11 protein-coding genes are annotated in these 14,294 nt (G+C 26.6%); all 11 read right to left on the bottom strand.

Annotated elements, in window-relative coordinates:
* Window position 1 precedes the first annotated feature (1 nt).
* Window positions 2–1,525, bottom strand: a complete 1,524-nt coding sequence (gene purH, locus H0H55_RS00800; RefSeq protein ID WP_185861408.1) for a bifunctional phosphoribosylaminoimidazolecarboxamide formyltransferase/IMP cyclohydrolase — start codon at window positions 1,523–1,525, stop codon at window positions 2–4.
* Between the two features lie 52 nt (window positions 1,526–1,577).
* Window positions 1,578–2,147, bottom strand: coding sequence for a formyltransferase family protein (locus H0H55_RS00795; protein ID WP_185861407.1), 570 nt, complete (start codon window positions 2,145–2,147; stop codon window positions 1,578–1,580).
* Window positions 2,148–2,158: 11 nt separating this feature from the next.
* Window positions 2,159–3,148 carry a phosphoribosylformylglycinamidine cyclo-ligase gene (gene purM, locus H0H55_RS00790; RefSeq protein WP_185861406.1) on the bottom strand — a complete coding sequence of 330 codons (990 nt, stop codon included), beginning with the start codon at window positions 3,146–3,148 and terminating at the stop codon, window positions 2,159–2,161.
* On the bottom strand, window positions 3,145–4,581 hold the full coding sequence (gene purF / locus H0H55_RS00785; RefSeq protein ID WP_185861405.1) for an amidophosphoribosyltransferase: 1,437 nt from the start codon (window positions 4,579–4,581) through the stop codon (window positions 3,145–3,147). Before purF ends, purM begins: the two co-directional genes overlap by 4 nt.
* 59 nt (window positions 4,582–4,640) lie before the next feature.
* Complete coding sequence (gene purC, locus H0H55_RS00780) at window positions 4,641–5,372, bottom strand: phosphoribosylaminoimidazolesuccinocarboxamide synthase (protein WP_185861404.1); 732 nt, start codon at window positions 5,370–5,372, stop codon at window positions 4,641–4,643.
* A complete protein-coding gene (gene purE, locus H0H55_RS00775; RefSeq protein WP_185861403.1) occupies window positions 5,369–5,863 on the bottom strand; it encodes a 5-(carboxyamino)imidazole ribonucleotide mutase in 495 nt (164 codons plus the stop codon). Before purE ends, purC begins: the two co-directional genes overlap by 4 nt.
* Before the next feature lie 17 nt (window positions 5,864–5,880).
* Window positions 5,881–9,570, bottom strand: a complete 3,690-nt coding sequence (locus tag H0H55_RS00770) for a phosphoribosylformylglycinamidine synthase (RefSeq protein WP_185861402.1) — start codon at window positions 9,568–9,570, stop codon at window positions 5,881–5,883.
* Window positions 9,571–9,595: 25 nt separating this feature from the next.
* Window positions 9,596–11,029: an adenylosuccinate lyase gene (gene purB / locus H0H55_RS00765; RefSeq protein WP_185861401.1), complete on the bottom strand. Its 1,434-nt coding sequence runs from the start codon at window positions 11,027–11,029 to the stop codon at window positions 9,596–9,598.
* A 10-nt stretch (window positions 11,030–11,039) separates the two neighbouring features.
* Entirely contained in the window at window positions 11,040–12,341 is a 1,302-nt protein-coding gene (locus H0H55_RS00760) for an adenylosuccinate synthase (protein WP_185861400.1), read from the bottom strand.
* A 67-nt stretch (window positions 12,342–12,408) separates the two neighbouring features.
* The gene (gene ruvB / locus H0H55_RS00755; RefSeq protein ID WP_185861399.1) at window positions 12,409–13,374 is read right to left on the bottom strand and encodes a Holliday junction branch migration DNA helicase RuvB; all 966 of its coding nucleotides are present in this window, start codon (window positions 13,372–13,374) and stop codon (window positions 12,409–12,411) included.
* Between the two features lie 26 nt (window positions 13,375–13,400).
* Window positions 13,401–14,207: a 5'/3'-nucleotidase SurE gene (gene surE / locus H0H55_RS00750; protein ID WP_185861398.1), complete on the bottom strand. Its 807-nt coding sequence runs from the start codon at window positions 14,205–14,207 to the stop codon at window positions 13,401–13,403.
* Between the last annotated feature and the right edge of the window lie 87 nt (window positions 14,208–14,294).

The raw sequence follows: 14,294 nt of genomic DNA, 5'->3' as shown, positions 1-14,294 counted from the left end.
TTTAATGTTTAAAGTGTCTTTCCCCAGTAAAAGCCATTGCTATTCCATAATCGTCACAAGCTTTTATAGATTCTTCATCCCGTATAGATCCACCTGGTTGAAGAATTGCACGTATTCCACCAAAACGAGCCGCTTCATCTACAACATCTCGAAAAGGAAAAAAAGCATCAGATACGAGAACTAATCCATCCTGACTTTTTTCTACAGCTCTTTCTATAGCTTGACGAGCTGCCCAAATTCTGTTAGTTTGACCTCCAGAAATACCTAAAGTTTGCGTTCCTTTAGCTACAACAATCGCATTAGATTTTACATATTTTACTACTTTTTGAGCAAAAAATAAAGATTTTAGTTCTTGATCACTAAATTCTTTTTTAGTAACTATTTTGTAATTTTTTCCATAAGGAAAAAAATAATCTGATTCTTGTACTAAAATTCCTCCATCTATTTGGACATATTCTAGTTGATCTGAAATAGGTTCGTTGATACTAATAATTCTAATATTTTTTTTGATTTTTAAAATATTTAAAACATCTGTTTCATAACTCGGTGAAAGAATAACTTCTAAAAAAATGTGATTAATTTCTTTTGCGAGTTCCTTTGTAATTGGTACATTCACAGCCATTATTCCTCCAAAAGAAGAAATAGGATCAGCATAATATGTTTTTTGAAATGCCTCAATAATATTTCTGCCTAATGCGACACCACAAGGTGTCGAATGTTTTACTGTACAACAAGCAGGTTCAGAAAATTGAGTAACAACTTTCCACGCTATATCCATATCTCTTAAATTATTAAATGATAACTTTTTTCCATGCAATTGATGAAAATTTCGCATGGCTCCTTCATGAATTGTATTAACGTAATAAGCTGCTTTTTGATGAGGGTTTTCTCCATAACGGAGATTCATTTTCTTTTCATAAGAAGAATGTAAATAAATAGGAAATTTTTCATCTAAAAGATATTGAGAAATAGAAGAATCGTAATAAGAAGTAAAATTAAATGCTTTTCCTGCCAATTTTTTCCTTAATTTTAAGGAAGGAAATCCATAATGTTCAATTTCATTTTGAACTAGTTTATAATCATTATTATCTGTAATAGCCGTGACATGTAAAAAATTTTTAGCAGCTGCTCTAAGCATAGAAGGTCCACCTATATCAATAAATTCTATTAATTCTTTAGTAGAATAATTTTTATGTATTTTTTCAAAGAATGGATAAAAATTCACTAATACAATATCAATAAGATTAATATTATAATGAAGAACATATTTCATATGTTCTTCTATGGAACGATTAGCTAAAATCCCTATATATATATTAGGATGAAGAGTTTTTACTCTTCCATCTAAAATTTCAGAAAAAGAAGTTAAATCAGATATATTGATGATATTTGATAATCCTTTTTTTACAAAATATTGAAAAGTTCCTCCTGTAGAAACAATTTGATATCCTTTTTGATTCAAAAAACTCACGAAATCAAACAATTTTTCATTTTTTTCATAAACACTAATTAAAGCTCTTTTCATAATACATACTACTAATTAATTATTTTTTAAGTACATTTTTTAGTATTATTAACTAACATAAAAGTTGGTTAATAGATTGAATTAATATTTCTTTTTCTATTATAGAAACTTTTTCTGATAAAGAAATAGGAGTTTCTTTTGAATCAATTTGACATGTTTTTTTCAAAATTATATCTCCTAAATCCACATTTTTTGTAACATAATGAACTGTAGCTCCTGATATTTTCTCCTTATTTTTTATAACTTCTTGATGTACTTTCATTCCATACATTCCTTTTCCTCCATATTTAGGTAATAAGGAAGGATGAATATTTATAATCTTATTTAACCATTTTTCACAAAAATCTGTATCAAGTATGGAAAGAAATCCTGAAAGAACTATAATATTTGGAATATATCTTATCAATATATTGTCTATTTCTTTAGAAAGAAATTTTTTTTTAGTTTTTATTAAAGAAAGTACAGGGATATCATTTTCTAATGCACATTGAATGGCTTGACACCATCTATCAGAAATTACTATATTTATCATAAAATTATAAAGCAAACCGCTTTTGATTGCTTGTAAAATATGTTGCATATTGGTCCCTTTTCCAGAAACTAAAATAGCGATTCTTTTCATGAAAAGATTTATTATTTCAAAAATACTTTTTTATTTCCTTTTACAATATACCCTAAAACAAAAGGTTTTTCTCCTAATAGAGAAAGTTTCTCTAAAATAGAACATTTATCTTTCATAGAAATTACTATAATCATTCCTACTCCCATATTAAAAGTATTCCACATTTTACATTCTGATATATTTCCTTTTTTTTGAATGTAATTGAAAACAGGTTGAATCGGAATTTTTTCTTTTTCTACTACAGCTGATAAATTTTCTGGAATGATTCGATATAAATTATCTGAAATTCCTCCTCCAGTAATATGAGCTAATCCGTGAATTAAAAATTTTTTTAATAAAATATGAATAGGAAAATGATAAATTCTAGTTGGGGTTAAAAGTGTTTCATAAAATGGTTTTTTTTGAAAATATATCGTAAAATCTTCTGTAGAAAAAATATTTCGAATCATAGAAAAACCATTACTATGTACACCTGATGAAGGAAGTCCTATTAAAATATCTCCTTCATTAATTAATTTCTTCCCATCTATAAGATGATTTTTTTCTACAACTCCTACACAAAATCCAGCTATATCATAATCGTTTTCTTTATAAATACCAGGCATTTCCGCAGTTTCTCCTCCAATCAGACAAGTATTTGTTTTTTTGCAGGAAATTGCTATTCCTTGTACAATTTTTTCTATAATAGTAGAATTTAATTTTCCACAAGCTAAATAATCTAAAAAAAATAAAGGAATGGCTCCATGACATAAAACATCATTTGCACACATTGCAAAACAATCTTTTCCAATTACATCATATTTTTTATAGTCTATAGCCAAACGTAGTTTGGTTCCAACTCCATCAACTCCAGATACTAAAATAGGTTCTTTGTATCCAAATTCATATATTTTATAAAATCCTGAAAAATGATCTAATGTACTTATAACCATTTTATTATAAGTTTTTTCCAAAATACTACTAATCGCAATGTTGCTTTTTTTTAATTTTATATTTTTCATTTTTTTTGAACTGGATAATTTCCGGTAAAACAACCAAAACAATAATGAGTACTTCCAAGAATATCTATTAAATTCTCCATACTTAAAAATTCTAAACTATCTACATTTAGAATTTTTGCTATATTTTTTTTATCAATATAATTATATGATATGAGATCTTTTTTACTTGGAGTATTTACTCCTAAATAACATGGACCTATAATAGGAGGAGAAGCACTTCTAAAATGAATTTCTTTAGCTCCTGCTTTTCTTAATATATAAACCAATCTACGACTGGTAGTTCCACGAACTATAGAATCATCAATAATAACAATACGTTTTCCTTTGATTTCATCTAATATAGGATTTAATTTTAAGTTTACCATTTTCTCCCGCATTTTTTGTTTGGGTAAAATAAAAGATCTTCCAATATATTTATTTTTTACTAAAATAGGTTTGAAAGGAATTCCAGAAGCTTTGGAATATCCAATAGAAGCTGGAACTCCAGAATCTGGAACTCCAATAACTACATCAGCTTTTACTGGATATTGTTCATAAAGTTTTTCTCCACTTTTTTCACGAATTTCATAAACATTTACATTTTCAATTAAAGAATCAGGACGAGAAAAATAAATGTACTCAAAAGAACATATTCTTTTTTTTGAATTTTTCATTTCTGTAAGTTTATAAAATTGAGTTGATTGATTATCCACAATTATAATTTCTCCTGGAAATAAATCTCTAATATAAAATCCTCCAACAGAATCTATTCCACATGTTTCAGAACTAAATATGTAAGTATTTTCATTCAACATTCCATAACATAAAGGACGTATTCCGTTTGGATCTCTAAATGCAGCTATTTTATTATCCATAAGTACAATAACAGAATAAGCTCCTTTAATATCAATAGTTGTTTTTTGAATAGCTTTTTTTAAATTATTGTCAAATTCTAATAAATATTTTTGTATTAAACGTAAAATTACTTCTGAATCTGAGTATTCTGATATAAAATTTATTCCTTTAGATTCCAATTTTTTACGAATAGATTCAGCATTGACTAAATTTCCATTATGGACAATAGATATTGTACTTCTACCATAAGTATTTTCACCAAAAAAAGGTTGAATATTTTTTTTGCTTTGTCCTCCTTCTGTAGAATAACGAGTGTGTCCAATTACAGCATTTCCATGATAACATTCAGAATTAGAAATTTTTCTGAAAAAATCTAAAACAAGACCTTCGCTTTTATGTGATATAATAAATCCATCTCGTAAAACAGAAAAACCACAAGCTTCTTGTCCTCTATGTTGTAATGCAAATAAACCAAATTGAATTAAAGAAAAGGTATCTACTTTATCGGGAGAATAAATGCCAAAAATACCACATTCATCATGAAACTTATCAAAGTAATAATTATTTTCCAGAATAGAAGTGAATAATTGAGATATCATTATTTTGTTCTTTTGGAAAAAGAATATCTTTGTTCCATTATTTTAATTAATGTATTAACTTAACTTACATTTAACCTTTTTAATATTTCTATATATATATCAAATACTTCTTCTTTTTCTTTAAAACCCCTTCGAAATAAATCCTTGTCTAATTTTTTCATTGTTCTTTTATCCCAAAAACGACAAGTATCTGGACTGATCTCATCGGACAATACGATTTCATTTTTATAATTTTTCCCGAATTCGATTTTAAAATCGACTAATATAATATTTTTATCAAAAAAGTATTTTTTGATAAAAATATTGATTTGAGATGTGATATTATAAATGGTATTTAATTCTTCATGAGAAACAATTTTTAAAAATACTGCATGATAATCATTAATTAAGGGATCTTTTAATTTATCATTTTTGTAAAATATTTCAAAAATAGGATCATATAAATTAATTCCTTCTTTTATTCCTAAACGTTGAGACATACTTCCAGAAACAATATTACGAACAACAAATTCTAAAGGAATCATATCTACTTTATGACATAATTGTTCTCTATTGTTTATTTTTCGGATAAAATGGGTTTTAATATTACAAGAATTTAAAAATTGAAAAATCAATGTAGTGATTTCATTATTTAAAACTCCTTTATCTTGTATAAAACTTTTTTTTAATCCATCTAAAGCAGTTATATTATCTGTATGATGAATTATAACTTCAAATGGATTATCAGTATTATATACTTTTTTTGTTTTACCTTCTATTAAAATATTTTTTTTAATAATGCAGCTGCTCATGATAATAAATTTTGCTTAATTTCAGTTATCAATTTCTTTTTTTTTTTCATTCTGAATTTGAGCAATAATTCTCTAATATTTTGATATTTTATAGCTAGAATATGAATAGCAAGTAAAGCTGCATTATAGGAATTATTTATTCCTACTGTAGCAACGGGGACATCTTTTGGCATTTGTATCATAGAAAAAAGGGCATCAATTCCTCCTAAAGATCCATAATTATTATTACAATGAATTGGGACTCCTATTACAGGTAAAATTGTTTTAGAAGAAATAATTCCAGGTAAATGAGCAGATAATCCAGCTCCTGCAATAATGACATCGGATCCTTCGGATTCTACTTTTTTGATGGTTTCTGATAAAATATCTGGTAATCTATGTGCGGAAATTACATAAGATTTATAACTGATGTTAAATGTTTTTAGTACTTCCGATGTGATTTTCATAATTGATCTATCGGAAAGACTTCCAAAAAATATAGCCACTTTCATAATTTATATTTAAATTTTTATAAGAAATATTGTACTGCATTTTTAAAAATCGAATGTTTATGAATATTAGGAATATTTTTTAATAATCCATGATCATAACGTTCCGGATGAGTCATTCTTCCATAAATTTTACCATCTTCACTTAATAATCCTTCAACCGCTTCAACAGATCCATTCGGATTGTATAATCTATCTAAACTTGGATTTCCTTCCAAATCTACATATTGCGTGGCAATTTGATTTTTATTCAGTAAAATATTGATTGTATCTTGATTTGCATAAAATCTTCCTTCACTGTGAGATATGGGAAGAGTATATATTTTATTTTTCATTCCATTTAACCATGGAGAATGATCAGAAATAACTTTAATATGAACACATTGGGATATATGTTTTTTTACTTTATTGTAAGTCAATGTAGGATAATTATGATTTCTTAAACAAATTTTACCATAAGGTAACAATCCAGATTTTATTAGACCTTGAAACCCATTACAAATTCCTAAAATCAATCCATCTTTATCAAGAAAATATTTAATAGCATCTTGAATGTATGGATTATGTAATATAGATACAATAAATTTAGCAGACCCATCTGGTTCATCTCCAGCACTAAAACCTCCACAAAGCATAAATATTTGTACGGATTCTATATGTTTTTTAAAATAAAATATAGATTCTATAATGTCTTTATCATTTAGATTTTTAAATACCAAAGTTTTTACAATTGATCCTTCTTTTTCAAATGCACGAATCGATTCAAATTCACTATTTGTTCCAGGAAATATAGGAATAAAAACATGAGGTTTCCCTTTTTTTTTGAATTGACATTTCCATATGAAAGAATTTTCTTTTTTATTTTTCTTGTTTTTGTTTTTTTGTAGATTATTTTTTTCTTCTATTTTAGTTTCTGTTTTTTCTTTTTCACCAAAAATAGGATGAAAAGTTTTTACCCAATTTTTTATAGATTCATCTATGTGAATAGATATTCCATTAAAATTTAAATATTGATCATCAATAATCTCTCCTATTAGAATAAAATTACTATCTGAGATGTTAGATGAAGATTCTACGATTAAGGATCCTATATTTATTTCAAGTAAATCATCGTAATAATCAATAACAGCTCCTAAACGATTTCCAAAAGACATCTTGGCAAGAGCAACAGAAATCCCTCCATCTTTTACTGTTTTTACAGAAACAATTTTTCCTGAACTAATTCCTTCATAAACTTGGTCATAAGCTTTTTTTAAAGAATGAAAATCTGGCATTTCATTTTTTAATGAATTATGATCATACAAATAAATTTTATTTCCAACTTTTTTAAATTCAGGAGATATGATATGAGAACACTCTCCTGTAGAGACGCCAAATACGATCAATGTTGGCGGAACATGCAAATCTTTATACGTTCCAGACATAGAATCCTTTCCACCTATAGAAGCTAATTCTAAAGACATTTGAGCATGATAAGCTCCTAATAAAGCAGAAAAAGGTTTTCCCCAATTGTTTGGATTATTTCCTAATTTTTGATAGTATTCTTGAAAACTAAAATAAGTATTTCTATAATTTCCACCCATAGAAACAATTTTAGAAATACATTCAACAACAGCATAAGCTCCTCCATGAAAAGGACTCCAAGAAGAAATTTCAGGATGAAACCCCCAAGAAACTAAACTTACTGTATTTGTATTTCCTTTGAAAATAGGAATTTTTTGTACACTTCCCTCAGATGGAGTCATTTGATATTTTCCTCCAAAAGGCATTAAAACTGTAGTTGCTCCTACAGTACTATCGAACATTTCTACTAAACTTTTTTGAGAAGCTATATTTAATTTAGAAAGAGTTTTTAAAAATATTTTTTTACTAAAAGAAATATTTTTTGACTTTTTAAAGGGAGAAATTGAAGTGGGAGAATAGACATGAACAGTTTGCTCTTTATCAGATCCTTTTGTATTTAAAAAAGAACTTTTGACATTAAAAATTTCTTTTTCTTTATAATAAAAAATGATACGTTTATTATTAGTGATTTTTCCTATAGGGACAGACACAATATTTTCTTCGTGAGAGAAATGAATAAATTTTTTTACATTTTTTGGATCTAATATTACGGCCATACGTTCTTGAGATTCAGAAAGTGCAATTTCTATAATATCTATATTTTCTGAATTTTTTAATGGAATTTTGTCTAAATAAAGTTCTAAACTATCACTTAGTTCACCTATAGCAACAGAAGCTCCTCCTGCTCCAAAATCATTACATTTTTTTATCAAAGAAATAACTTTTTTTTTTCTGAAAAATCTTTGAATTTTTCTTTCTACTATTGGATTTCCTTTTTGTTTTATATAATTTTTATCATCAATATTATATTCATTAGAGGAATCTGTAGCTCCTCCAATTCCTTCTTTTTTTGTTAATCCTCCAATTAACAAAATGATATCTCCTTTTTTTGGTTTATCCTGTTTAACAAAATTAACAGGTACCGCACCAACAACCATACCGATTTCCATTCTTTTAGCTTGATATCCATCATGATAAATTTCATGAACATGAGTTGTTGCTAATCCGATTTGATTTCCATAAGAACTATAACCACGAGCTGATTCGAGACAAATTTTATATTGTGGTAATTTTCCATGAAATGTTTTTGAATTAATAGGATCTGCAGCTCCACTCAATCTGATTCCTTGATAAACAAAAGCTCTTCCTGACAAAGGATCACGAATAGCTCCTCCTACACAAGTAGAAGCTCCTCCAAAAGGGTCTATTTCAGTCGGATGATTATGAGTTTCATTTTTAAATAATAAATACCATTTTTCTTTTTTTTTATTTTCTGTGAAATCTACATCTATCATAATAATACACGCATTATGCTCATCTGATGAAACATAATTCTTTAATTTTCCCTTTTTATAAAGAATTTTTGCAGGTTGATTAGACAAATCCATCAGACTTATAGGATGTTTTGACCTTCCTATTAAATCTCGATTTTTTAAATATTTTCTAAAAATATTTTGATATGTTTTTTTTAATGGGCCATAAAAAGATATATTGACCAATTTTGTAAAAAATGTTGTATGACGGCAGTGATCAGACCAGTAAACATCAAATATACGTAATTCTTCTTGTGTTGGATTTCGCTTTTCTTCATTGAAATATTTCTGTATAAATAGCAAATCATCAATACTCATAGAAAAATTACATGTATTATGAATTTTTTTGATTTCTTCAATAGAAAAATTCACAAAATTACTTATAACTTTTATCTTATTTTTTTTATTCTCTATATTTGAATTTGAACATGATTTCACATAAAACTTTCTAATTTTTTCAAAATCTTGATTTTTTTTTAAACCAATAAATTCAATTAATTTTCCAGTTTTTACAGAAACCATAGTAGATTTTTTTGGATTTAGGACTTTTATGCATTGCATAGCTGCATCAGCTCTGTCGTCATTTTTTTCCGGAAAAAATTCGATATATGAAGTATTCAAATGTATTTTCTTGTGCAAAATATCCGTAACTGGATCTACAAAAACTTTTGACAAACTTTCTAAAAAAAGTTTTTCATTGATGTTAAATATATCATATGTATAATAAATAATTACATTATACAATGAGATATTCATATTTATTAATTCATCGTATAATTTTCTAGAATCAATATCAAAAGGACTTCTTTTTTGTATATAAATTCTGAAATTCATTATTATTTATTTATTCATATATTTATTAAACTTTTCGATCCATATTATTATCAATGTCAATAAGATTGGAAAAACGATTTAATATAGGATTTACTTTTGAATCGACAAATTCTAAAGTTTGATCTGAAGAAAATCCTATCAAATTTTTAGGATTGAGAATTTGATTCATTTTTTCTTCATGAATTGGTATTTTTTTATCATGTAAAATACGTTTAATAAAATCATTTTCCATTCCTTCTAATTTAATTTTATTATTAGTTTTCATAGCATGAATTCGTATTCTTTCATGAATATCCTGTCTATCTGCTCCATTTTTTACACATTCAACAATAATATATTCAGTGATTAAAAAAGGAAGTTCTTCTTTTATATGTCTATTAATAATTTTAGGATATACAACAATATTTTCTAATATATTGTTCCAAATCATTAAAATAGAATCTACTGCTAAAAATGATTGTCCTATAACTAATCTTCTGTTTGCGGAATCGTCTAAAGTACGTTCTAACCATTGAGTCGCGGCAACTAAAGCTGAACTATTAGATAAAGAAATAACATATTTAGCTAAAGAAGCCATACGTTCACTACGTATTGGGTTTCGTTTATAAGCCATTGCACTAGATCCAATTTGTTCATTTTCAAAAGGTTCTTCCATTTCTTTTAAGTTTTGTAATAAACGTAAATCGTTACTAAATTTGTGAGAAGATTGAGATATGTTAGATAATAAATTCAATATTTGAGCATCTACTTTTCTGTCATATGTTTGTCCTGTAATGGAAAATACATTTTTGAATCCAAATTTTTTTGATAATTTTTTTTCTAAATATTTGACTTTTTGTAAATTTCCATTAAATAGTTTTTTGAAACTATCTGCTGACCCAACAGTTCCTTTAACTCCTCTAAAATGAATATTTTCTAATCTAAATTCTAATTCCTCTAAATCTAAAAGTAAACTTTGTAACCATAAAGCAGAACGTTTTCCAACAGTAGTTAATTGAGCTGGTTGATAATGAGTAAAAGCTAAAGTAGGAATATTATGATATTCTAAAGTAAAATTTCTAAGACGAAAAATAATATTAATCAATTTTTTTAATAAAATATTCAATCCATCACGAATTAAAATAATATCTGTATTATCTCCTAAAAATGCACTTGTAGCTCCTAAATGAATAATAGGTCTAGCTATAGCAGCTTTTTCTCCTAAAGCATATAAATGAGCCATAACATCATGTTTAAATTTTCTTTCATAAAAAGAAACTCTTTCCCAATCGATATCATTTAAATGATTTTTTAAATCAATAATTTGTTCATTGCTGATATTTATCCCTAATTCTTTTTGAATTTCTGCTAAATATAGCCACAATTTTCTCCAAGTTATAAACTTTTTTCTTGGAGAAAAATTATATAACATTTCTTTACTACTATATCGTTCTATTAAAGGATTTTTATATTCTTTCACACCACACTATTTAATTATAAGTAGAAATTCTAAAAAACAAAGATTTATTTTTAATGATATTTTGATTTCTTTCCGATCCAACAGAAATTAATACAATTTCTATATTTAGATAGTTCTCAATAAATTTAATGTATTTTTTACAATTATTTGGTAAATCTTCGTACTTATGGACATGAGATATATCTTGCTTCCATCCAGGTAAATCTATATAAATTCCTTTTACATTTTTTTTTCCATTCACTGGAAAATATTGAATAATTTTATCATCATATTTGTATTTTACACATGTTTTAATAATATCAAATCCACTTAAAACATCCAGTTTTGTAATAACTAAATAATTAATTCCATTAATCATACAAGAATATTTAAGTGCAATTAAATCCAACCATCCACATCGTCTTGGACGTTTCGTAGTTGCTCCATATTCATTTCCTTTATGACGTATGATATCTCCAATTTCATCTTTTATTTCTGTAGGAAAAGGACCAAATCCTACACGAGTACAATATGCTTTTGTTATTCCTATAAAATTTCCTAAAAAATTAGGAGGAATTCCAGATCCTATGCATACTCCTCCTGTAGAAGTTGAAGAAGTGGTCACATATGGATATGTTCCATAATTAATATCCAACAACATAGCTTGTGCTCCTTCAAACAGAATTTTCTTTTTTTTATAAAAATCATCATGAATTTCATAAACTGCATCTATAATACGATCAGAAAGAATTTTTGCATATTCTATATATTCTTCATAAATAGATTGAAAAGAAAGAGGTTTTTTTTTAAAAATTTTTGTAAACATTTGATTCTTAATATCAATGTTGTACCTTAATTTTTGACGAAAAACTTCTAAATTTAATAAATCTAAAGCACGAATTCCTGTACGAGAAATTTTATCTACATAAGTAGGACCGATCCCTTTGTGTGTAGTTCCAATTGATTTATCTCCTAGAGATTCTTCTTGATACCGGTCTAATAAACGATGATAAGGCATAGTAATATGTGCTCTTTTTGCTAAAAAAACTTTAGATGTATTGATTCCTATTGATTCCAAATTTTTGATTTCTTGTATCAAAGATTGAGGATCAATTACTACTCCAGGTCCAATAATACATTTTACATTAGAATAAATAACTCCAGAAGGAATTAAATGAAGAACGAAATAATGATTTTTGATATGAATAGAATGACCTGAATTATTTCCTCCTTGATAACGGATCACACAATCCGAATTTTTAGCAAGTAAATCTGTAATTTTTCCTTTCCCTTCGTCACCCCATTGGAGACCAACAATAACATTTGAAGGCATGATTGTCTATTTTGATTCTTAATAACAAAGTTAATTTTTATATATAATAATAAAAAAACATTTTAATCTATTTTTTTTTAAAGTTTTGTTTTATATGTTGATAAGCTAATTTTGTAGCTTTTCTTCCTCTAGGGGTTCTGACTAAATATCCTTCTTGTATCAGAAAAGGTTCATAAACTTCTTCTATAGTATCAGAATTTTCGCTAACGGCTGTTGCTATTGTATTGATTCCGACAGGACCTCCTTGAAAATGGTTGATAATATATGATAGAATTCTATTATCCATTTCATCTAATCCATGTTTATCTACATTAAGAGCTTGTAATCCTAAATTACATATATTAATATCAATAGTTCCATTTCCTTTAATTTGTGCAAAATCTCGAATTCTACGTAATAAAGCATTAGCTATACGTGGAGTCCCACGACTCCTATTTGCTATTTCATAAGAAGCCTCTTGCGTAATTGGAATATTTAATAATTTTGCACTACGATTTACAATGTTATTTAATAATTCTTTTTCATAATAACTAAGACGAAAATTAATACCAAATCTAGAACGCATAGGAGCTGTTAGTAATCCTGATCGTGTCGTTGCACCAATTAAAGTAAAAGGAGACAAATCTATTTGTACTGATCTGGCATTAGATCCAGAATCTATAATAATATCGATTTGATAATTTTCCATAGCTGAGTACAAATATTCTTCGACAATTGGAGAAAGTCGATGAATTTCATCAATAAAAATTACATCGTTTATTTTTAAATGAATTAGTAATCCAGCTAAGTCTCCAGGTTTATCTAAAACAGAACCTGAAGTAACAGTTATATTCACACATAATTCATTAGCCACTATATGAGCAAGGGTTGTTTTTCCTAATCCTGGAGGTCCATGAAATAAAATATGATCTAAAGCTTCCTTTCTTTTTTTAGCCGCTTGAATAAAAATTTTTAGATTATCTAATATTTCATATTGTCCAATAAAATCTTGAATTTTTTTGGGATTTAAAGATTCTTCTAAAAAAGATGACACTATAATATATATTTTAACGTTAAAATTTAGAAAAGGCTAAATAAAAAAAATAATAACAAATTCCAAGATTTTAAAATATTTAATATAGTATAATTTGTTAAATCAAACTGGATAGGAACAACGGATACATATCCATTTTTTAATGCCCATTCATCTGTATCTATTTTCTTATCAAAATTTACAAAATCTCCTACTAACCAATAATAAGTTCTTCCTTTAGGATTATAACGTTTATCAAAACTTTCTTTCCATTTAGACTTTGCTTGTCTGCATATTCTGATTCCTTTAATTTGTTCTTTTTTTAATTTAGGAATATTAACATTCAAGCTGATTATTGTTTTTTTTTCTGTAATCGAATTATAAAGAATTTTTTTTACAATATAACATACATATTTTTTTGATGGTTCAAAATCAGCATTCCAATCAAAATCTAAAAGAGAAAATCCTACAGATGGGATTCCTTCAATGCTAGCTTCAAGTACCGCAGAGACAGTACCAGAATACATAATATTTATAGAAGAATTTGAACCATGATTAATCCCTGATACACAAATATCAGGTTTTCTTGGAAGAATATCACTAATTGCTAATTTAACACAATCAACCGGAGTTCCAGAACATTTCCATTCTTTTTGATTTCCATTATCTATTTTAACTGAATCACAATATAATACCGTATTCATTGTTATTCCATGTCCTACTCCAGATTGAGGTTTGCTTGGAGCCACTACATATACTTCTCCTAAAAGATTCATAAAATGAATAAGAGCTCTAATACCTGGAGCGACAATTCCATCATCATTTGTGACTAAAATAATTGGTTTTTTATTCATTTTATTATATAAAATTATTAGATAAAAACTATATACATATAATATAGAATTATAATTTTACTAATATTTTTCAATCAATACATAATT

It is taken from the genome of Blattabacterium cuenoti (assembly GCF_014251795.1).
GTDB lineage: Bacteria > Bacteroidota > Bacteroidia > Flavobacteriales > Blattabacteriaceae > Blattabacterium > Blattabacterium cuenoti_AB.
Note: the sequence above shows the minus strand (reverse complement) of the source record. Positions and strands in the feature narration are given on the sequence as shown.